The organism is Rhodoferax sp. MLSD5-FHT05B10, assembly GCF_058793415.1.
The window spans coordinates 303,020-324,588 of sequence record NZ_JBXAFT010000006.1; the positions used below are offsets into that span (position 1 = coordinate 303,020).

The following is a 21,569-nucleotide window of genomic DNA, read 5'->3' on the forward strand; positions in this document are numbered from 1 at the left end:
TCGCTTACCTAGCGCACCGTCAGTCGCACCTGCAGCGCGCTGGCGCGCTGATCCGTCTCGCTGGCGCTGCCGCCCAGGCTGGAGCCGGTACTGCGGCTGTCCTGGTCGGACTCGGCCACCGTCACCCATTCACCCAAGGGCAGTACCAGTGTGCTGGCCGCGCTGGACACCGGGGTGGCGCCTGCGGGCATGCCGGGGGTGGGCGGCGTCGCCTGGCTGGCGGCCAGTTCCAGTTCGGCCTGGTTGGAGCCGTCCCAGCGTGGGGTGGCCAGAAAGCCGGTGGTGGCGTCCAGCAGCACGGTGCCGCGGGTGACGATGCGCGTGCCGTTGCGCACCAGGGTCTGCACCACGCGCAGGGGGGTGCTGGTGCGCAGGGCAATGCGGGCGCTACGGCCGTTGAGCACCATAACCTGCTGGCTGGCGGTGGCCGATTGCTGCGTCTGCTGCTGGCGCAGCTGCAGACGGGCCTGCGCGTCCAGTTGGCCGTCGCTCCCCAGCTGCAGGGCGCCGCGGGTCTGCACATCGGCCTGCTGGCGGTCGTTGCGCAGCACCTGGCGCACTTCAATCTGGATATTGCGCATCGGCAGCCCACTGGTGTTTGCTATTGAATTAATAGCAGTCTGCGCAATGCCTGCGGGCGCTGCAAGCCAAAAAAAGGTCAAAAGTGCGGCGGCGGCATGTGCGCGCCGGCTCCGGTGCGGGGTGGGCTGGGCGGTGGTCATGGGCATCGGGTTTCGCAGGCGACAGGGGGTGCGCACATTGTGACGCAATCACCACTACACTTTGTGTCTGGTTGCGTTGCTTGTCCTACCCGGATGGGTGCGCCGAGTCGCCGCCCACAAGGCGGCAGTTAAACCCACAGGAGACTTCAAACAATGAACGCCCCGCTGAACCCCCAGGTTCTACACGATCTGCCCGAGCCCGCCCGCCCCGACCCGCAGGCCGTCACGCTCGACGACAAATATGCCCTCGACCACGGCCACGCCTTCATGAGCGGTGTGCAGGCCCTGGTGAAGCTGCCCATGTTGCAGCGTGTGCGCGACCTGCGTGTGGGCAAGAACACCGCCGGCTTCATCAGCGGCTACCGCGGCTCGCCCCTGGGCACCTACGACCAGTCGCTGCAGAAGGCCGAGAAATACCTCAAGGCCCACCACGTGGTGTTCCAGCCCGGCGTGAACGAAGAGCTGGCGGCCACCGCCTTGTGGGGCACCCAGCAACTGGGTTTTGCGCCGCCCGGCAGCAACAAGTACGACGGCGTGTTCGGCATCTGGTACGGCAAGGGTCCCGGCGTGGACCGCTGCTCCGACGTGTTCAAGCATGCCAACATGGCGGGCACCACGCCCTGGGGGGGCGTGATTGCCGTGGCGGGGGACGACCACGTGGCTAAGAGCTCGACCGCCGCGCACCAGAGCGACCATATCTTCAAGGCCTGCGGCACGCCGGTGTTCTTTCCGGCTAACGTGCAGGAAATCCTGGACCTGGGCATCCATGCCTTTGCCATGAGCCGCTTCTCCGGCGTGTGGGCCGGCATGAAGACGATTCAGGAAATCGTGGAGTCCAGCGCCACGGCCATCATCGATCCGGACCGCGTGCAGATCGTCACGCCGACCGACTTCGTGATGCCGCCCGGTGGCGTGCACATCCGCTGGCCCGATGCCGCGCTGGAGCAGGAGGCGCGCCTGTTTGACACCAAGTGGTACGCCGCGCTGGCCTACATCCGCGCCAACCGCCTGAACTACAACGTGATCGAGGGACCGAACGACCGCTTCGGCATCATTGCCAGCGGCAAGGCCTACAACGACACGCGCCAGGCCCTGCTCGACCTGGGGCTGGACGACGCGACCTGCCGGCGCATCGGCATCCGCCTGCACAAGGTGGGCGTGGTGTGGCCGCTGGAGGCGCAGCTCACGCGCGAGTTCGCCACCGGCTTGCAGGAGATTCTGGTGGTGGAGGAGAAACGCCAGGTCATCGAATACCAGCTCAAAGAAGAGCTGTACAACTGGCGCGCCGATGTGCGGCCCACCGTGCTGGGCAAGTTCAACGAGGTGGAGACCGCCGACCACTACGGCGGTGGCGGCGAGTGGTCCATGCCCAACCCGAGTGCCAACACCCTGTTGCGCGCCAACGCCGACCTGTCGCCGGCCATCATCGCCCGGGCCATTGCCCAGCGCATCAAGAAGCTGGGGGTCGATGGCGACACCGCCGCCCGCATCGACGCGCAGCTGGCCATCCTGGCGGCCAAGGAAAGCGCCATGCAGGTGCTGGAGTTGGGTGCCGTCAAGGGCGCCGATCGCCAGCCCTGGTTCTGCTCGGGCTGCCCGCACAACACCAGTACCAAGGTTCCCGAAGGTTCGCGCGCCATGGCCGGCATCGGCTGCCATTTCATGAGCATCTGGATGGACCGCGCCACCGTGGGCTTTACCCAGATGGGTGGAGAGGGTGTGCCCTGGGTAGGCCAGCAGCCCTTCAGCCACGACCAGCACATGTTCGCCAACCTGGGCGACGGCACCTACTTTCACAGTGGCCTGCTGGCGGTGCGCCAGGCCATTGCCGCGGGCGTGAACATCACCTACAAGATCCTCTACAACGACGCCGTGGCCATGACCGGAGGCCAGCAGGTGGGCGAGCGCCCCGAAGGCCATTCGGTGGTGCAGATTGCGCAAAGCATGCGGGCCGAGGGCGCCGTCAAGATCGTGGTGGTGACCGACGAGCCCGAGAAGTACGCGCACGTCACCGGGCTGCCCGAGGGCATCGCGATCGAACACCGCGACGGGCTCGACCGCATCCAGCGCGAGTTCCGCGAGATCAAGGGCACCACCGTCATCATCTACGACCAGACCTGTGCCACCGAAAAGCGCCGCCGCCGCAAACGCGGCACGCTGGTGGACCCGGCCAAGCGCGTGGTCATCAACGAACTGGTGTGCGAAGGCTGCGGCGACTGCAGCGTGCAGAGCAACTGCATCAGCGTGGAGCCACTGGAGACCCCATTCGGGCGCAAGCGCCAGATCAACCAGAGCACCTGCAACAAGGACTTCTCCTGCGTGAAGGGGTTCTGCCCCAGCTTTGTCACCGTGGAAGGGGGCCAGTTGCGCAAGAAGGCCAAGGGCGCGGCGGCCTCGCCGCTGGAGCTGGGGGCGCTGCCAGACCCCGTGCTGCCGCCCCTGGGCGCCGGGGGCGCCTGGGGCATCGTGGTGGCGGGCGTGGGCGGCACCGGCGTCATCACCATCGGCCAGCTGCTGGGTGTGGCGGCGCACCTGGAAGGCAAGGGCATCGTCACGCAGGACGCCGGGGGGCTGGCACAAAAGGGCGGCGCGACCTGGAGTCATGTGCTGATTGCCGCCACGCAGGACGACATCCGCACCACCCGCGTGGGGATGGCGTCGGCCGACCTGGTCATCGGCTGCGATCCGGTGGTGGTGGCCGGCAAGGAGACCACCTTGCGCATGCGCGCCGGGCGCACCCACGTGGCGCTCAATGCCCACAGTGCGCCGACGGCGGCGTTTGTCAAGAATGCCGACTGGATCAATCCCGGCCCGGATTGCCTGGCCGACATCACCCGGGCGGTGGGCGAGGCGGGCGTGGGCACGCTGGACGCCGACGCCATTGCCACCCGCTTCATGGGCGACAGCATCTACACCAACCCGGTCATGCTGGGTTTTGCCTGGCAAAAGGGCTGGATTCCGCTGGCGTTGTCGTCCCTGCTGCGGGCCATTGAGCTCAATGCCGTGGCCGTGGAGGCCAACAAGGCGGCCTTTGCCTGGGGCCGGCAGGCCGCGCACGACGGGGCTGCGGTGCGCCAGTTGCTCGACCCCGGGCAGGTGATTGCCTTCACGCCGCGCACCACGCAGTCGCTGGACGACATGGTGACCCAGCGGGTCGCTTTCCTGACCGGGTACCAGAACGCGGCCTACGCCGCGCGCTACGCGACGTTTGTGGACCAGGTGCGCCGCGTGGAAGAGGCTTTGCCGGCATCCGGGGCGGTGGCCCTGCCGCTGACGCAGGCCGTGGCCCGCTACCTGTTCAAGCTCATGGCCTACAAGGATGAGTACGAGGTGGCGCGCCTGCACACCGACGCGGCTTTCCTGGCCCAGGTGAACGCCCAGTTTGAAGGCGACTTCAAGTTGCACTACCACCTGGCGCCCCCCCTGCTGGCACCCCGCAATGCAGCCGGGGAACTGCAGAAGCGCCCGTTCGGCCCGTGGATGCAGGTGGCGTTTCGCGTGCTGGCGCCGCTCAAGGTCCTGCGGGGCACGGCACTCGACGTGTTCGGCTATTCGGACGAGCGCCGCCAGGAGCGGGCGCTGGTGGAGGAATACCGCCGCGCCATTGAAGACATGCTGCCGCTGCTGAACCCGTCCAACCGCGACGCGGCACTGGCGTTCGCCCGCGTGCCGGAGCAGATTCGCGGATTTGGCCATGTCAAGGCACGGCATTTGCTTGCGGCCCGCCAGCAGTGGACGACGCTGCTGGAGCGCTTCCACCAACCGGTTGCCCGGGTCGCGTAGAGTCGGGGTGGCCGGCAGGGCGGCTAGCGCCCTGCCGGCTTACAATCCCCGGTTGCCTGCCTGCATGCGCCTGACCTGGCGTGCGGGTGGGGAGATTTCCTCTTGTCATCCCTTTTGTGGAGTTTTGCCGTGTTCATTTCTTCTGCCTTTGCCCAAACTGCCCCTGTTGCCGCTGCCGGAGGCGACATGCAGTCCTCCCTGATGAGCATGCTGCCGCTGGTGCTGATGTTTGTGGTGCTGTATTTCGTGATGATCCGCCCCCAGATGAAGAAGCAGAAGGAGCACAAGGCCATGATCGACGCCATCGCCAAGGGCGATGAAGTCGTGACCTCGGGCGGCATGCTGGGCAAGGTCAGCAAGCTCGGCGAAGGCTTCATCAGCCTGGAAGTGGCCAACGGTGTCGAGGTGCAGGTCCAGCGCGCCGCCGTGGTGCAGGTGCTGCCCAAGGGCACCATCAAGTAATTCCGCAAGCTCTCCCAACTGTTCCAGGCGCGATCATGAACCGTTACCCGGTATGGAAATACGCGATCATCCTGATCGCGCTCGTGGTGGGGGGGCTGTACGCCCTGCCCAATCTGTTTGGTGAGGCACCGGCCGTTCAGGTCTCGGTTGCCAAGGCGTCCATGAAGCTCGACGCGGCGGCCCTGGCCCGGGTCGAAGAGGTGCTCAAAACGGCCGGAATTGCCGCCGACGCGGTATCCCTGGACAACACGTCCATCAAGGCCCGTTTTGCCAGCACCGATGTGCAGCTGCAGGCCAAGGACGCGTTGCAGAAGGCACTCAATCCGGATGCGGCCGACCCCGTGTACGTGGTGGCGCTCAACCTGTTGTCGCGCTCGCCGGCCTGGCTGACGGCGCTGCATGCCTCGCCCATGTACCTGGGGCTGGACTTGCGCGGTGGCGTGCACTTCATGCTGCAGGTGGACATGCAGGCGGCACTGTCCAAGAAGGCGGAATCGCTGGCCGGCGATATCCGCACCACCCTGCGCGAAAAGAATGTGCGCCACAGCGGCATCAACCGCAACGGGCAGACCATTGAAATCCGCTTCCGTGACAGTCAGACGCTGGAGGCCGCCAAGCGCGTCATCCAGGACCAGTTCACTGATCTGGTGACCGCTGAATCGCCCGAAGGGGCCGAGTTCAAGATGGTGGCCAGCATCAAGCCGGCGTCGGCCCGCGCGGTGCAGGATCAGGCGCTCAAGCAAAATATCACTACCCTGCACAACCGCATCAACGAGCTGGGCGTGGCCGAGCCGGTGATCCAGCAGCAGGGCCTGGACCGCATCGTGGTGCAGCTGCCTGGCGTGCAGGACACGGCCAAGGCCAAGGACATTCTGGGCCGCACGGCCACGCTGGAAATCCGCATGGTGGATGAGGGCACCGAAGCCCGCGCGGCCGAGCAGGGCTCCGGTCCGGTGCCCTTCGGTTCCGAGCGTTACCTGGAACGCAATGGCACACCGGTGATCGTGAAGAAGCAGGTCATCCTGACCGGCGACAACTTGACCGACGCCCAGCCCGGCTTTGACAGCCAGACGCAGGAACCCACGGTCAATCTCACGCTGGATGCCAAAGGTGCCCGCATTTTCCGCGATGTGACGCGGGAGAACATCAACAAGCGCATGGCCATCGTTCTGTTTGAAAAGGGCAAAGGCGAAGTGGTGACGGCGCCGGTGATCCGCTCCGAGATCGGTGGCGGCCGGGTGCAGATTTCCGGTCGCATGACGACCATGGAAGCCAACGACACGGCCCTGCTGTTGCGCGCCGGCTCGCTGGCTGCGCCCATGGAAATCATCGAGGAACGCACCATTGGCCCCAGCCTGGGTGCCGAGAACATCTCCAAGGGCTTCCACAGTGTGGCCTGGGGCTTCAGCGCTGTGGTCGTCTTCATGTGCCTGTACTACATGCTGTTTGGCGTGTTTTCCAGCGTGGCCCTGGCCTTCAATCTCTTGATGCTGGTGGCGGTGCTGTCCATGCTGCAGGCCACGCTCACCCTGCCTGGCATGGCCGCCATGGCGCTGGTGCTGGGTATGGCGATCGACTCCAACGTGCTGATCAACGAACGGGTGCGCGAAGAGTTGCGCAACGGCGCCTCGGCGCAGGCGGCCATCCATGCCGGCTACGACCGTGCCTGGGCCACCATCATCGACTCCAACGTCACCACCCTGATCGCCGGCCTGGCCTTGCTGGCCTTTGGTTCCGGGCCCGTGCGCGGTTTTGCTGTGGTGCACTGCCTGGGTATCCTGACCAGCATGTTCTCGGGGGTGTTCTTCTCGCGGGGGCTGGTCAACCTGTGGTACGGCCGCCAGAAGAAGCTGAAAACAGTGTCCATCGGGACGGTCTGGCGCCCGGATGCCGGTCACCAGACCACGGCAGACTAAAGGGGAAACGGTATGGAATTTTTCAAGATCCACCGCGACATTCCGTTCATGCGGCATGCGCTGGTGTTCAACCTGGTCTCGCTCGTCACCTTCCTGGCGGCTGTGTTCTTCCTGTTTTCCCGCGGGCTGCATTTGTCGGTGGAGTTCACCGGCGGCACGCTGATGGAGGTGAGCTATTCCCAGCCGGCGGACCTCAACGCCATCCGTTCCAGTGTCGCGGCCCTGGGCATCAACGACGTGCAGGTGCAGAACTTCGGTACCGCACGGGATGTGCTGATCCGCATGCCGGTGCAAAAAGGCAGCAGTTCGGGCCAGCAAAGCGAGCGTGTCATGGCCACCCTCCAGACAGCGGATGGCTCGGCCACCTTGCGCCGCACCGAGTTTGTCGGTCCTCAGGTGGGCGATGAGCTGGCGGCCGACGGCCTCAAGGCACTGGCCTCCGTGGTGGTGGGCATCATGCTGTATCTGGCATTGCGCTTCGAGTGGAAGTTTGCCGTGGCAGCCATCATCGCCAACTTGCACGACGTGATCATCATCCTGGGCTTCTTTGCCTTTTTCCAGTGGGAGTTTTCCCTGCCGGTGCTGGCGGCCGTGCTGGCGGTGCTGGGTTATTCGGTGAATGAATCGGTGGTGATCTTCGACCGGATCCGCGAGAACTTCCGCCGCTACCGCAAGATGAGCACCCCGCAGATCATCGACAACGCCATCACGTCCACCATCAGCCGCACCATCATCACCCACGGTGCCACGCAGATGATGGTGCTGTCCATGCTGTTGTTTGGCGGCGCCACCCTGCATTACTTTGCGCTGGCGCTGACGATCGGCATCCTGTTCGGCATTTACTCCTCGGTGTTCGTGGCGGCTGCCATTGCCATGTGGCTGGGCATCCAGCGCGAAGACCTGATCAAGGGACCGGTCAAGAAGGAAGAGGATCCCAGCGATCCCAACGCGGGCGCGGCCGTCTGAGGTTTTCCTGAACCATGGCGATCGCGTCCGGACCTTCCCCCAGCCTGTCTCCCAGGCTGCAGCTCGCCCGGGCGGTGCGTGAGCGCTTTCTGGCCGAGGCGGGCAAGGCCATGGTCGAGATCGGTACGGCGGTGGGGGACCAGCTCTCCACCTTGATGGATGAATCGGCCAGCGCGCGGGAAAACCAGTCCCGCCGCGATGCCTGGACGGCCTACCGGCAAAGCCGTCCCCTCTGGCTGGACAGCACCATGAAAGTCTGGCGCGCGAGTCTGGAGCCGCCGAAGAAGAACACGTCTGCCAACGCGGACGGGACCGGGCTGGAGCTGGTGGGCACCGACGTGGTCGAGAACAAGATACTGGCCTCGCGCATGGTGCTGGCGGTCATGGAGAAAGTCGGCGAGCAACTGGAAGACCTGCGCGTGCGCATCCAGTTTCTGGAAGGCACACAGGAGTTGCCGGGGCACGATGTGCTGCGCCCGGAAGTGCTGGTGCTGCTGATGGTGGAGCAATGGACGACTGCGGGCATGCCCGGGGATTCCTGGCCCCTGGTCAACGACGTGGTCCAGAAGCTCCTGGTGGAGCGCTTGAAAACGGCGTACACCAACGCCAACGACGTGCTCGTCAAGAAGGGCGTCCTGCCCACCATTGAACTCAAGGACCGCGTCAAGATCCCGGTGCGCAGTGCCGGGTCGCGCGGTGCGGGTATCTCCGGTCCTTCGGCGCCGGGCGCACCGTCTGCTCCGGCGACGGGCGGTAGCCCCCCCGAAGAGCACCGGCAAGAGGTCGCGGCCCACCCCCGGGGTCGACCAACGGGTGCCGTGCACGGTGCCGGGCCGGCCGGGATGACACCGGCGCCCGGCGAGCCCTCGGCGTCTGCGGACGGCGGCTTGTTCGGTGGCCGTCTGGGCTGGGGAGCGCATGGGGCGCAGGCGGTAGGGGGCGATTCCGTTCCCCCCGGCGCGGGCACGCCCTCCACATCGTCACCGGCGCCCTTCTGGCGGCAGCCGTCGTCCATGCAGAGCAGTCTGAACCCCGGGTATGGGGCGGCCGATGAAACCCGCATGATGACCGCCACAACGCCGCTGGCGCGCGCGCGCAGCCGTGCGCAGGGTGTCATTGGGCAGATCCGGCGCCTGTTCGTGAGCCACGGCGGCGGCGATTTTGTCGGCACCGCGCACCATGTGCCCTCGCCGGCGCTGGCGGCTGCCATGGCGCCCATGCCAGCGGGGCAGGTGGCTGCCTACGCAACCGGGGGCACGCTGTACGAAGATTACAGCCCGGCCGGAGTGGCCCGCGTGGCCGGAGATTTGCGCGAGAAGACCGCCGACCTGAAAAAGAAGGCCGAGACCAAGGGTGAAAAGGCCACGATTGAAATCGTGGCGCTGATGTTCCAGGCGATCCTGTCCGAAGACCGCATTCCCCCCGGCATCCGGGTGTGGTTTGCCCGGCTGCAGATGCCGGTGCTGCGGGTGGCTTTGGAGGACCCGGACTTTCTGGGAACAACCACGCACCCGGCACGCTTGCTGATCGACCGCATGGGGTCGTGCGTCATGGGTTTTGATTCGGCCGGTGTGCACGGCAAGGCCATGGAGGCCGAAATCAAGCGCATCGTGCAGGTGGTGGAGCAATACCCCGAGACCGGCAAGAAGGTCTACCAGATCGTGTACGACGAGTTCCAGAAATTCCTGGACAAGTTCCTGACAGAAAAAGGGCCGGCCCAGAAAGTGGTGAGCGTGGCGCAGCAGGTGGAGCAGAAGGAAACGCTCGCCATCCAGTACACCATCGAGCTGCGCAACGTGCTCAAGGACATGCCGGTGCGCAGCGAGATCCGCAATTTCCTGTTCAAGGTGTGGGCCGAGGTGCTGGCCGTGGCGGCCGTGCGCAAGGGGCCGCAACACGCCGATACGCTCTCGCTCAAGAAATCGGCCACGGATCTGGTGTGGGCCGCCAGCGCCAAGCCCAACCGCGCCGACCGCGCCCGCGTCATCCAGGATCTACCCAACCTGCTGCTGCGTCTGCGTTCGGGCATGTCCTTGCTGTCCATGGCCCCGTCCGAGCAGGAAGCACATATCAAGACGCTCAGCGACACCCTGGCCGACGCCTTCCTGTCCAAGACCCAGGCGATTTCGCAGGAAAAGATTGATGCCATGGCCCAGCGCCTGGGCAATCTGGAAGATTTCGTGAGTGAAGACGGCATGGGAGACCTGCCCCTGGATGCAGAGAGCATCGAGATGATGCTGGGCATCGAGGCTTCCGCCATTGAAGTGGTTGCCAGCGGCGGCTCCAAGCCGACCGCTGCCATGCTGGCCTGGGCGCAGGAACTGCAACCCGGCGCCTGGTTCACACTGGATCACAACAGCCAGATCACGCAGGTGCAGTTTGCCTGGCGCAGCGACCGCAAGCACCTGAACCTGTTTGCCGCGCCGTCGGGGCGGTGTTTCCTGATTCAGGGCGGACGTCTGGCGGCCTATTTGCAGGCGGGTCTGCTGTTGCCGCAGGAAGAGGAAACTCTCACCGTGCGCGCCACCCGCAATGCACTGACCAAGCTGGAAGCCAATCCCGAGCGCTTGCTGGCCTGAGAGTGACCGGCGTGGCGTAGGGGCTGTTTCACCGCCGGACCGCCCCAAGGTGAAACGCGGCCCCCTTGGGGGGGAGCGACCCACACGCAGTGGGGACGCGTGGGGACTAGTTTCTAATGCGCGACGCGCGCGCTGGTGTCCTCGCACAGCTCGTCGAGCACCAGTGCATCGGGTTCCTGGCCGAAACTCCAGTAAACCATCAGGATGATGATCTTGAGGTCGTCCAGCGAGACGGGCGCTCCCGGTGCGGCCATGGCCCGGTCGATGACCACTTCGCGCATGTGGGCCGGCAGTACGCCCGCCGATTCCAGAAAGCTGATGAACCCCAGGCATTGCGCGCCCAGGTGGAGCTGCTCGGCGGCCGGGTAAATGCGCACGCTGGTGGGGCTGGGTTCCCGCAGCCAGGGCTCCGGCAGTGTCCGCGGGCTGGTGTCCGCCAGGGGAGCGGACCCGCTGGCGGCAGTGTTCAGGCCCTTGAGCCAGGTCATTGCGTCGTCGATTTCATCTGACGCGAACCCGACGGCATTGAGCTTGCGCTCCAGATGGGCAGGTTCGGGGCAGCTGTCGCCGGTGTAATAGTTTTCGTAAACGAAGACAAGAACTTCAAACATGGCGCCAATATAGCGCAGAAAAACGAGCCGGACGGCGCGGGTCGGACTTGCCCTGCTTTTCCGCGTTTAGCCGCGTGCCACGCGCTGAAACAGGCCCCCGGGCAGGCGACCCAGCTGGCCTTGCAGCTCCAGTTCCAGCAGCCGCACCTGCAGCGTCGGGGTGTCCAGTCCGGTGCGGGCCAGGAGCGCGTCCAGCCCGACGGGATCAAAGCCCAGTGCCTGCAGCAGGCTGTTTTCAGATTCTTTTTCCGCGTTGACACCCGTGTCATCTGCGTGGGCAGCTATGGAATTGCTAGCACTTTCGGATGGCGGATCGGTCTGCAGTTCTTCCAGTATGTCCTGGGCGCATTCCACCAGCTTGGCGCCCTGACGGATGAGGGCATGGCAACCCCGGGCCTGGGTGGAGTGGATGGAGCCGGGAATGGCGAACACTTCCTTGCCCTGCTCGGCCGCCAGACGCGCCGTGATCAGGGAGCCCGACTGCAGGGCCGCCTCGACCACCAGGGTGCCGCGCGCCAACCCGGCAATGATGCGGTTGCGCCGGGGGAAGTTGGCGGCGTGGGGCGGGGTGCCCAGCGGGTATTCGCTGAGCAGCACGCCGTGCTGGGCAATACGGTGGGCGAGGTCCCGGTGCTGCTTCGGGTAGACCCGGTCCAGCCCGGTGCCCACCACGGCCACGGTGGCGAGCGGGGTGGCGCTGGCGCCGTCCAGCGCGCCGGCGTGGGCAGCACCATCCACGCCCAATGCCAGCCCCGATACCACCGTCCAGCCGGCCTGGGCCAAGGCCAGGGAAAACTGCCGCGCGTTGGCGATCCCTTGCGGGGTCGGGTTGCGGCTGCCCACCACGGCAATGCAGTGCGCCAGCGTGGCGTTCAACCCGCCCGCCTGCCAGGCCGACGGGGCACCCATGCCATACAGCAGCAGCGGGGGATCTTCCATCTGCAGCAAGGACTGCGGGTAGGCTGCATCACCCAGTGTCAGGACCCGGTGCCTCTGCGGGTCGGATTGCAGCCAGGCCCACGTGGTCTCCAGCAGGGCCGGCAGTTCGACCGGCTCCTGCAGCAGGGCTGCGGTTTGCTGCACGCCGGCCACCTGGCCCAGGGCCGCGGCTGTTTGCGCAAAAATCTGCGCTGGCAGGCCAAAGGCCGCCAGCAGCCGCCTGGCGGTGCTGTTGCCGATGCCGGGTGTCAGGTGCAGCCGCAGCCAGCCGGCAAGTTCGTCACGCTCCATGGGGCGGTGGTGGGGCGGCGGGAGTCTGGCCGCGCCGTGTCAGCGCGGGTTGGTCAGGCGGTCGCCCACCCGGACGCCGTCGGTGATCTCCAGGACCAGCGCATACGACACGCGGTCGAAGGTGCGAAACACCATCAGCAGGCCGTTGCGTTCGTCGGGCAGCTTCAGCAGGGGGCGGCTGTCGTCGGACTTGTCCACCACGCGGGCACCATCCTTGAGGATGGCCATGACATGCCCGACTTCCATGCCGTCCCGCGTTCCGCGGTTGATGACCACCACCTGGTTCTGGGCGGCGTTGACCACGGCGCTGCCATAGACCGAGACGATGCGCCCGTCCATCTTGCTGACCGGTGCGTGGGGGGTGTAGGCCAACAGCTGGCGTGGGGGCTCGGGCAGCATGCGGTCGCCGACGCGCATTTCTTCCTTGGCCCCCACGATGTCGATGGTGGCCGGCACGAGGGCGGTGCTCAGGCTGCCGTCCCGGTTCTCGACTTCTGTCGTGGTTTCGCCGCGCACCAGTGTGGCCTTGCCCACGTACTGGGCTTCGTAACCCAGCACCTCACCCGTGACGGGGTCCTTGAGTGGAGTGGCTTCGCGGAACACGCGGAACTGTTTCTCCAGCCGCTGGTCGTCCAGCAGGGGCATGTCCTTGGGTCCCCGGGCGTAGGCACGGTCACCCTGGGTGAGCAGCACGCGGCTTTCCGGAGCGGAGACGATGCGCGGGGCGGACTTGAGGCCGGCTTCGTCTACCACCACGGGTTCGGCCAGGAAGGGTTCAATGACGCTGGGGCGCAGCGTGGGCAGGGCGGCATCGGCCAGCGATTCATAGCGGGTGCGGGGCGATATGCGTACCGTGTCGGGCTGGGACGCGTCGTTCGCGCCATCCACGCGCAGGGTGGCCATGCCGTTCTTGCGCTCCAGCACCAGCACCTGCCCCGGGTAAATGCGGTGCGGGTTCTTGATGTCATCCAGGTTCATGCCCCACAGCTCGGGCCAGTGCCAGGCGCGCTTGAGGAACAGGCCCGAAATGGCCCACAGCGTGTCGCCGCTTTTGATGGTGTAGCGCTCGGGCGCGTTGGCGGCCAGCTCGCTCAAGGGGACGCCCTTCTGGGCCACCTGGCTGGCAGTTTCCCTTTGTGCGGGCGTGATGGGAAAGTTCTGGGCGTGGGCGGGAGCGGCAACCAGTGCACTGGCCAGTGCGCTCAGGAGGGCCGTGGCCAGAGTGGATTTCGCCATAAGGTGTGTCGTCATGTGGTGCTGCAATCCCGAGGGATAACTTGATAATTCACGCACGATTTTGCGCTCAAGCCCTTGATTCGGCAACGTTTTTTGCCCGGCGCTTACACTCGATTACGGAAAAGTGGCGAAAATAGCGACATCTTTGAAGAGACCCCATGGCTTTACTTCCCATACTTTGTTATCCCGATCCCCGCCTGCACACGGTTGCCAAGCCGGTTGCCGCCGTGGACGACCGCATCCGCACCCTGGTGGCCGACATGCTTGACACCATGTACGACGCCAAGGGCATTGGCCTGGCGGCCACGCAGATCGACGTGCATGAACGCGTGATCGTGATCGATGTCTCCGAGGAACGCGACGACCCCATCGTGCTGATCAACCCCGAACTGGTCTGGACCAGCCCCGGCACCCACCTCAACGAAGAGGGCTGCCTGTCGGTGCCCGGCATCTACGACGGTGTGGAGCGGTTTGACGCTGTGCATGTGCGCGCCATGGACCTTTCCGGGCAGGTGCGCACCATTGAAGCCGAAGAGCTGCTGGCGGTGTGCATCCAGCATGAAATGGACCACCTGATGGGCAAGGTGTTCGTCGAATACCTTTCGCCGCTCAAGCGCAACCGCATCAAGACCAAGCTGCGCAAGGCCCAGCGCGAGGACGCGCGGTGAGGGCGAGGCGGTGAACGTCATCTTTGCCGGCACGCCCGAGTTTGCCCGGGTGGCGTTGGAGCGGCTGCACGCCAGCGGCCACACCATCCGTCTGGTGTTGACCCAGCCCGACCGGCCCGCGGGGCGCGGCATGAAGCTGCAGGCCTCGGCGGTCAAGCAGTTCGCGCTGGACCATGCCATGGCCGTGGCCCAGCCGCGCAGCCTGCGGCTCGACGGCAAATACCCCGAGGACGCCGCGGCGGCGCGCCAGGCCATTGCGCAGGCCGACGCCGATGTGATGGTGGTGGCCGCCTACGGTCTGATCCTGCCGCAGTGGGTGCTGGACGACATGGCCCAGGCCGGCAAGCTCGGTTGCCTCAACATCCACGGCTCCCTGTTGCCGCGCTGGCGCGGCGCGGCGCCCATCCACCGGGCCATCGAAGCGGGCGATGCCGAGACAGGCGTCACCATCATGCAGATGGATGCCGGGCTGGATACCGGCGACATGCTGCTGGTGCACAGCGTGCCCATTGGCGAACACGACACCACGGCCACCCTGCATGACCGGCTGGCCGATCTGGGCGCCGACCTGGTGGTGCAGGCGCTGGACCGCGCCGCTGCCGGGTATCTGCAGCCGCAACGCCAGCCGCAACGCCAGCCGCAAGCCGGCGTCACGTACGCCCACAAGATCGAAAAGCATGAAGCCGCCATTGACTGGCACCTCGACGCGTCGATCATTGCGCGGCGGGTGCGGGCGTTCAACCCCTTTCCGGGCGCCACCACCACCCTGCAGGGCGAAGTGCTCAAGATCTGGGCGGCGCAGCCGGCCCCGGCCGCCGCCGCAAACCCGCTTCCAGGCACGATTGTGGCCGTAGGGGCCGAAGGTATTGCGGTGGCCGCTATGAATTCAGTAGTGATCCTGACCGAGCTGCAGCGCCCCGGCGGCAAGCGTCTGGCGGCGGCGGACTTCCTGCGCGGTGTCCCCCTGCAGGTGGGGCAGGTCTTGGCGTGATTGCGCGCTGGCGCCATTGGTGGCGGCATCCCGAGTTCCAGCGGGGGTTGCGGGAAATGGCGGCTACCTCGCCCGGGCTGGCCGCCTGGGGGTTGATGACGGGGGTAGCCATGGTCAACTCCGGCATGAGCACCTTCGAAGCCGCTGCCATGAGTCTGCTGGTGTTTGCCGGCAGCGCACAGCTGGCGTCCATGCCCCTGATCGCGGCCGGTGCCCCGGTATGGGTGATCCTGGCAACCGCTTTTTGCGTGAACCTGCGCTTTGTGGTGTTCAGCGCCCACATGCGGGCCTACCTGATGCACCTGCCGCTGCGCTGGCGCCTATTCCAGGGGTACCTGACCGCAGACCTGAGTTATGTGATGTTCACCCGGCGCTTCACCCACCCGGCTACCGATGAGGCAGGGCGCACGGCCGAGCTGGTCTATTTGTCGGGCGGCAGTTTTTTCAACTGGGTCAGCTGGCAGGCCATGAGTTTGTTGGGCATTGCGCTGGCGCACTCCATTCCCGCGAATTGGGGGTTGGGGTTCGCAGGCATCCTGGCGCTGCTGGGCGTGGGCTGTTCCCTGGCCACCAGTGCGCTGCGCCGGGTGTCTGCCGGGGTGGCCGCCATGGCCGCGGTGGCGGCGTTTGCGCTGCCCTTCAAGCTCAACATCGTGGCCGCCATCGCGGCAGCCGTGGCGCTGTGTCTGGTGCTGGAACACCTGCGGCCTGACGCACCGACCACTCCGGGAAGTCCGGCATGAACGAGACCGATGGCTGGACCCTGGGGGTGATTGTCGGGCTGGGACTGGTGACCGTGGTGACGCGCTGTTTCTTTTTTCTCAGCGCCAAACCCTGGCACCTGCCGCACTGGGCGCAGCGCGGCCTGCAATACGCACCGATTGCGGCCCTTTCGGCCGTGGTGCTGCCCGAAGTCCTGATGACCCAGGGGCATCTCATCACGACCTGGCAGGACGCACGCTTGTTTGCAGCGCTGGCGGGAGCCGCGTACTACTTCGGCACCCACGGGCGGGGTCAGGCCGTGCTGGGCACGATTGTGAGTGGCATGGCGGTCTACCTGCCTTTGCATCTGGGACTGGGCTGGTGAAATAGCTTCCCCACTGCGCTGCTGTGTGGGTTGCTGCCTCCCGTACAGGGGTTGGGGCGCCTTGGGGCGGCCCGGTGGCGAACGGGGTGGCTTTTACAATGGCGACCGAGCCCGCACGCGCGGCGCATGGCTTTCCTCCATTCTTCAAAGGTGTCCCCATGAACGTTATCCGTTTTTCTGATCTGTGTGCCCGTGGCCAAGTGGCCGGCAAGCGGGTTTTCATCCGTGCCGACCTGAATGTGCCGCAGGATGGCACAGGCCGCATTACCGAAGACACCCGCATCCGCGCCAGCGTGCCTTGCATCCAGATGGCGCTGGACGCTGGTGCCGCCGTCATGGTCACCTCGCACCTGGGCCGCCCCACCGAAGGTGAGTTCAAGCCCGAAGATTCCCTGGCCCCCGTGGCCGCGCGCATGGGTGAACTCATGGGCCGCAGCGTGCCCGTGGTGGCCAACTGGGTCGACGGCGTGCAGGTGCAGCCCGGCCAGCTGGTGCTGCTGGAAAATTGCCGCGTCAACAAGGGCGAGAAGAAGAACAGCGAAGAACTGGCGAAAAAAATGGCCGCGCTGTGCGACATCTTCGTGCACGACGCCTTCGGCACCGCCCACCGCGCCGAGGCGTCCACCTACGGCATCGCACAGTTCGCGCCCGTCGCCTGCGCCGGCCCCTTGCTGGCCGCCGAGATGGACGCCATCTCCAAGGCACTGCTGGCCCCCAAGCGCCCGCTGGTGGCCATCGTGGCCGGCTCCAAGGTCTCGACCAAGCTGACCATCCTGAAGAGCCTGGCCGCCAATGTGGACCAGTTGATCGTAGGTGGCGGCATTGCCAACACCTTCATGCTGGCCGCCGGCCTAAAGATCGGCAAGAGCCTGGCCGAGCCGGACCTGCTGGCAGAAGCCAAGGCCGTCATTGAGGCGATGAAGGCCCGTGGCGCCGCGGTGCCCATTCCCACCGACGTGGTGACGGCCAAGACCTTTGCCGCCGATGCGCCGGCAACGATCAAGGCCGCCACCGACGTGGCCGACGATGACCTGATCCTGGACATTGGCCCGCAGACCGCACAGGCCCTGGCGCAGCAGCTCAAGGCGGCCGGCACCATCGTCTGGAACGGCCCCGTAGGCGTGTTCGAGTTCGCCGCCTTCGAGAACGGCACCAAGGTGATTGCCCAGGCCATTGCCGCGTCCAGCGCGTTCTCGATTGCCGGCGGCGGCGACACGCTGGCGGCCATTGCCAAGTACGGCATCGAAGACCAGGTGGGTTACATCAGCACCGGTGGTGGCGCGTTTCTGGAAGTGCTCGAAGGCAAGACGCTGCCGGCGTTTGAAGTGCTGACACGCCGGGCCACCAGCTAAGGCGCTCTGCTTTTCATAGCTGTTGACGAAGTGTTGGCGGGCGCTGGGGGCCAATAAGGCACCTGGCTGCGCAAGCGCTGTGTCAGAACAGCTCCACCTCGCCGGTTTTGAGGTGTGCCTGCAGCAGGCCGCGGCGCACCAAGTCGGCGTCGCTGCACACCTGGTTGCGGCCGTGGTGCTTGGCGTAGTACACCGCCTGGTCGGCGCGTTCGCAGGCCGCCAGCGGGGAGTCGCCGGCCACGATCTCGGTGAGCCCCACGCTGGCCGTGATGTGGCCGACCTGGGGAAACTCGTGGGCGGCCATGCTGGAGCGGAAACGCTCCGCCGCCGCCACGGCCGCCTCGTGGCCGCTGCACCGCAGGACCACCACAAACTCCTCGCCGCCAAAGCGGTAGATCCGGTCGTACACCCGGAACGACGATTTCAGGATGCGGGCGACCAGCAGCAGCACCTCGTCGCCGATCAGGTGGCCGTAGGTGTCGTTGACCTGCTTGAAGTGGTCAATGTCAATCATGACCAGCCAGAAACTCGCCGTCGGCGCCGCGCGGTGCTCCACATCCGTCGGCGCCAGCGTGGCGGCTTCCACCAGTGGCATGGTCTTGTAGAACAGATCGTCAAAAGGCTTGCGGTTCCACAGGCCCGTCAGGGCGTCGCACTCGCTGTAATCGAGCATGTCGAGCATGTTGCCGTACATGGAGATCAGCCGGGTGGTTGCCGTGACCTCGGCGTGGCATAGCGGGGCGCTGGAATGCATCTCGACCACACCCCAGGGGTGGCTGCCGCCGGTCAGCATCACGGGGAAGCGGGTCAGGTGGCCCGGCTGGCCCATGTCCGGGGTTGCCTGCACCATTTTTCCCTGGTCCAGGCAGGCCAGCCGGTCGGGCTCGTGGTGGACCGGGGTCATGGTTTCCCAGTCGGAGCGCAGCGGGTCGGACAGGAAGCGAACCCCGGAACCCGCCAGGGCCCGGGTGAGCGGCAGCCAGAAGCTGCGGTCTTCGTCCTGCACCAGGCTGTGGATTTCGACCTGGTGCACGCTGACCGTGTCGGCCAGTGCCTGGGTCACGCAGTGCAGGAGGGAGTCACGGTCCCGAACGCTGCTCAGGCGTATCAGGTGGTCGATCAGTTCGACTGATCGCGTGGTGGGAAGGTGCTCCATAACCTTCCATTACACAATATCCCCCCTTTTCGTGGGGGATATTGGTAGCAAGAGATCTGCACTATTTGGCAATAACGACGTTTTTTTGCTGCCGGGTGCGTCGGGCGCCCATGGGCAGGGCTCGCACCCATCCATGTGAAAATGGCAGTCTCACCACTAGGAGACTGTTGCATGCCACGTCGCGCCACCAAGATTGTTGCCACCCTGGGCCCGGCGTCCAGTGCCCCGGAGCTGCTGGAGCAGATGATTCGCGCGGGGGTCAACGTCGTGCGCCTGAACTTCAGCCACGGCAAGGCGCAAGACCATATCGACCGCGCCCGCCTGGTGCGCGAGGCGGCGCAGCGTGCGGGCCGCGAGGTGGCCATCATGGCGGACCTGCAGGGCCCCAAGATCCGTGTCGGCAAGTTTGCCGAGGGCAAGGTGGTGCTGGAGCCGGGACAGAAATTCGTGCTGGATGCCGCCCGGGTCGAGCTCGGCGACAACAACGGCGTGGGGCTTGATTACAAGGCGCTACCGCGCGAAGTCAAGGCCGGCGACGTGCTGCTGCTCAACGACGGCCTGATCGTCATCACGGTGGACGCCGTCAAGGGCGAGGCCGTGCACACCACCGTCAAGATCGGCGGCGAGCTGTCCAACAACAAGGGCATCAACAAGCAGGGCGGCGGCTTGAGCGCGCCGGCGCTCACCGCCAAGGACATGGACGACATCCGCACCGCCATGAGCTTCCAGGCCGATTACGTGGCGGTGAGTTTCCCGAAGAATGCCACCGACATGGAAATGGCGCGCCAGCTGTGCAACGTGGCGGCAGCCGAGTACAACCACAAGCCCGGCCTGATCGCCAAGATCGAACGGGCCGAGGCCATTCCGAAACTGCTGGAGATCCTGCTGGCCAGCGACGGCATCATGGTCGCCCGCGGCGATCTGGCCGTCGAGGTGGGCAATGCCATCGTGCCGGGCCTGCAAAAGCGCATGATCAAGCTCGCCCGCGAGCACGACCGGGTGGTCATCACCGCCACCCAGATGATGGAATCCATGATCACCAACCCGGTGCCCACCCGCGCCGAGGTCAGCGATGTGGCCAACGCCGTGCTCGACGGCACCGACGCCGTCATGCTGTCGGCCGAAACGGCTGCAGGCAAGTACCCGCTGGAAACCATCGTGGAAATGGCCAAGATCTGCCATGCCGCCGAAGGCCACGAAGACTTCGAGCTGGAGGCTGACTTCACCGGCAAGACCTTCCACCGCATCGACCAGACCATTGCCATGGGCGCACTGTTCACCGCCCACCACCTGGGGGCCAAGGCCATTGTCGCCATGACCGACAGCGGCTCCACCGCCCTGTGGATGAGCCGCCACCTGATCCGCGTACCCATCTATGCCCTGACGACCAAGGTGGCCACGCAGCGCAAGATGGCCCTGTACCGCAACGTGCGCCCCCTGTTTGCCGACACCAGCGCCGACCGCGACACCGCGCTGAAAGAGGCCGAAAACCACTTGAAATCCCGCGGCATCGTGCAAAGCGGCGACGTGTACGCCATCACCTGCGGCGAGCCCATGGGCTCGCCCGGTGGCACCAACATGCTGAAAATCTGCGCCGTGGGCTGAGCGGCGGCGCCGGCGTAAGGTCCGGGTGTGCCCCGGACGTTTAAAATCCTCGCTTTTGGTACCAGTTACCAAGTGGTTACCAAGCCGGTAACGCAAGCGGTTTTCAACTTCCCTGGGGATTCAAAATGGCACTCGTCTCAATGCGCGAACTGCTGGACCACGCAGCCGCCAACGGCTACGGCATTCCGGCCTTCAACGTCAACAACCTGGAGCAGGTGCAGGCCGTCATGGCCGCTGCCGACGAGGTGGGCGCGCCCGTCATCCTGCAAGCCAGTGCCGGCGCCCGCAAGTACGCGGGTGAGCCTTTCATCAAGCACCTGATCCAGGCCGCGGCCGAGATGTATCCGCACATTCCCCTGGTCATGCACCAGGATCACGGCACCAGCCCCAAGGTCTGCGAAGGCGCCATTGGCCTGGGCTTTGGCTCCGTCATGATGGACGGCTCGCTCATGGAAGACGGCAAGACCCCTTCCAGCTTTGACTACAACGTGGAAGTGACGCGCAAGGTCGTCGCCATGGCGCACCAGAGCGGCGTCACCGTCGAAGGCGAACTCGGTTGCCTGGGCAACCTGGAAACCGGCGATGCCGGCGAGGAAGACGGCATCGGCGCCGTGGGCAAGCTCGACCACAGCCAGATGCTGACCGACCCCGAAGAAGCGGCCACCTTCGTCAAGGCCACCCAGCTGGATGCCTTGGCCATTGCCATCGGCACCAGCCACGGCGCCTACAAGTTCAGCCGCAAGCCCACCGGCGACATCCTGGCCATCAGCCGCGTCAAGGAAATCCACGCCCGCATCCCCAACACCCACCTGGTGATGCACGGCTCCAGCTCGGTGCCGCAGGAGCTGCTGGCCATCATCAACCAGTACGGCGGCAAGATGAAGGAAACCTACGGCGTGCCGGTCGAGGAAATCCAGGAAGCCATCAAATACGGTGTGCGCAAGATCAACATCGACACCGACATCCGCCTGGCCATGACCGGCGCGGTGCGCAAGTTCCTGGCCGAGAACCCCGACAAGTTCGACGCCCGCGAGTGGCTCAAGCCCGCCCGCGAAGCCGCCAAGGCCGTCTGCAAGCAGCGCTACCTGGAGTTCGGCTGCGAAGGCCAGGGCGCCAAGATCAAGGGCGACAGCCTCTCGGTCATGGCCACCCGGTACGCCAAGGGCGAGTTGGCCCAGACAGTGCAGTAAGCGATAATTCGCCGG

At 65.7% G+C, this 21,569-nt stretch carries 17 protein-coding genes; 12 read left to right on the forward strand and 5 right to left on the reverse strand.

The features are described from left to right. Nucleotides 1-8 precede the first annotated feature (8 nt). A complete protein-coding gene (locus AC1Q5W_RS12100; protein ID WP_492644389.1) occupies nucleotides 9-581 on the reverse strand; it encodes a hypothetical protein in 573 nt (190 codons plus the stop codon). A gap of 294 nt (nucleotides 582-875) precedes the next feature. On the opposite strand from AC1Q5W_RS12100, the gene AC1Q5W_RS12105 reads away from it, so the two are divergent. From AC1Q5W_RS12105 to AC1Q5W_RS12125, 5 genes are all read left to right on the forward strand, one after another. Beyond that, entirely contained in the window at nucleotides 876-4,505 is a 3,630-nt protein-coding gene (locus tag AC1Q5W_RS12105) for an indolepyruvate ferredoxin oxidoreductase family protein (RefSeq protein ID WP_492644388.1), read from the forward strand. Between the two features lie 129 nt (nucleotides 4,506-4,634). Beyond that, nucleotides 4,635-4,967 (forward strand): preprotein translocase subunit YajC, encoded by a 333-nt coding sequence (gene yajC / locus AC1Q5W_RS12110; RefSeq protein WP_492644387.1) that lies wholly within the window; start codon nucleotides 4,635-4,637, stop codon nucleotides 4,965-4,967. Nucleotides 4,968-5,002: 35 nt separating this feature from the next. Further along, entirely contained in the window at nucleotides 5,003-6,883 is a 1,881-nt protein-coding gene (gene secD, locus AC1Q5W_RS12115) for a protein translocase subunit SecD (RefSeq protein WP_492644386.1), read from the forward strand. A gap of 12 nt (nucleotides 6,884-6,895) precedes the next feature. Further along, nucleotides 6,896-7,849 (forward strand): protein translocase subunit SecF, encoded by a 954-nt coding sequence (gene secF / locus AC1Q5W_RS12120; protein WP_492644385.1) that lies wholly within the window; start codon nucleotides 6,896-6,898, stop codon nucleotides 7,847-7,849. 14 nt (nucleotides 7,850-7,863) lie between these two features. Further along, nucleotides 7,864-10,428, forward strand: a complete 2,565-nt coding sequence (locus AC1Q5W_RS12125; protein WP_492644384.1) for a DUF1631 family protein — start codon at nucleotides 7,864-7,866, stop codon at nucleotides 10,426-10,428. A gap of 113 nt (nucleotides 10,429-10,541) precedes the next feature. Here AC1Q5W_RS12125 and AC1Q5W_RS12130 read toward each other — a convergent pair whose 3' ends face one another. The 3 genes from AC1Q5W_RS12130 to AC1Q5W_RS12140 form a co-directional block, all read right to left on the reverse strand. Next, nucleotides 10,542-11,039 (reverse strand): Smg family protein, encoded by a 498-nt coding sequence (locus tag AC1Q5W_RS12130; RefSeq protein ID WP_492644383.1) that lies wholly within the window; start codon nucleotides 11,037-11,039, stop codon nucleotides 10,542-10,544. A 66-nt stretch (nucleotides 11,040-11,105) separates the two neighbouring features. Continuing rightward, nucleotides 11,106-12,269 carry a DNA-processing protein DprA gene (dprA, locus tag AC1Q5W_RS12135; RefSeq protein WP_492644382.1) on the reverse strand — a complete coding sequence of 388 codons (1,164 nt, stop codon included), beginning with the start codon at nucleotides 12,267-12,269 and terminating at the stop codon, nucleotides 11,106-11,108. A 39-nt stretch (nucleotides 12,270-12,308) separates the two neighbouring features. Further along, complete coding sequence (locus AC1Q5W_RS12140) at nucleotides 12,309-13,520, reverse strand: LysM peptidoglycan-binding domain-containing protein (protein WP_492644381.1); 1,212 nt, start codon at nucleotides 13,518-13,520, stop codon at nucleotides 12,309-12,311. A 143-nt stretch (nucleotides 13,521-13,663) separates the two neighbouring features. Here AC1Q5W_RS12140 and def point away from each other — a divergent pair, with 143 nt between their 5' ends. From def to AC1Q5W_RS12165, 5 genes are all read left to right on the forward strand, one after another. Beyond that, complete coding sequence (def, locus tag AC1Q5W_RS12145; RefSeq protein ID WP_492644380.1) at nucleotides 13,664-14,173, forward strand: peptide deformylase; 510 nt, start codon at nucleotides 13,664-13,666, stop codon at nucleotides 14,171-14,173. Nucleotides 14,174-14,183: 10 nt separating this feature from the next. Next, on the forward strand, nucleotides 14,184-15,164 hold the full coding sequence (gene fmt / locus AC1Q5W_RS12150) for a methionyl-tRNA formyltransferase (RefSeq protein WP_492644379.1): 981 nt from the start codon (nucleotides 14,184-14,186) through the stop codon (nucleotides 15,162-15,164). 56 nt (nucleotides 15,165-15,220) lie between these two features. Continuing rightward, a complete protein-coding gene (locus AC1Q5W_RS12155) occupies nucleotides 15,221-15,907 on the forward strand; it encodes an AzlC family ABC transporter permease (protein ID WP_492646140.1) in 687 nt (228 codons plus the stop codon). Beyond that, the gene (locus AC1Q5W_RS12160; RefSeq protein WP_492644378.1) at nucleotides 15,904-16,251 is read left to right on the forward strand and encodes an AzlD domain-containing protein; all 348 of its coding nucleotides are present in this window, start codon (nucleotides 15,904-15,906) and stop codon (nucleotides 16,249-16,251) included. Before AC1Q5W_RS12155 ends, AC1Q5W_RS12160 begins: the two co-directional genes overlap by 4 nt. Before the next feature lie 158 nt (nucleotides 16,252-16,409). After that, entirely contained in the window at nucleotides 16,410-17,603 is a 1,194-nt protein-coding gene (locus AC1Q5W_RS12165) for a phosphoglycerate kinase (protein ID WP_492644377.1), read from the forward strand. A gap of 82 nt (nucleotides 17,604-17,685) precedes the next feature. Here AC1Q5W_RS12165 and AC1Q5W_RS12170 read toward each other — a convergent pair whose 3' ends face one another. Next, the gene (locus tag AC1Q5W_RS12170; RefSeq protein WP_492644376.1) at nucleotides 17,686-18,759 is read right to left on the reverse strand and encodes a GGDEF domain-containing protein; all 1,074 of its coding nucleotides are present in this window, start codon (nucleotides 18,757-18,759) and stop codon (nucleotides 17,686-17,688) included. Between the two features lie 171 nt (nucleotides 18,760-18,930). Between AC1Q5W_RS12170 and pyk the strand changes: the two genes are divergently transcribed. Further along, nucleotides 18,931-20,364, forward strand: coding sequence for a pyruvate kinase (pyk, locus tag AC1Q5W_RS12175; RefSeq protein WP_492644375.1), 1,434 nt, complete (start codon nucleotides 18,931-18,933; stop codon nucleotides 20,362-20,364). A gap of 125 nt (nucleotides 20,365-20,489) precedes the next feature. After that, complete coding sequence (fba, locus tag AC1Q5W_RS12180) at nucleotides 20,490-21,554, forward strand: class II fructose-bisphosphate aldolase (RefSeq protein ID WP_492644374.1); 1,065 nt, start codon at nucleotides 20,490-20,492, stop codon at nucleotides 21,552-21,554. The last annotated feature ends 15 nt before the right edge of the window (nucleotides 21,555-21,569 follow it).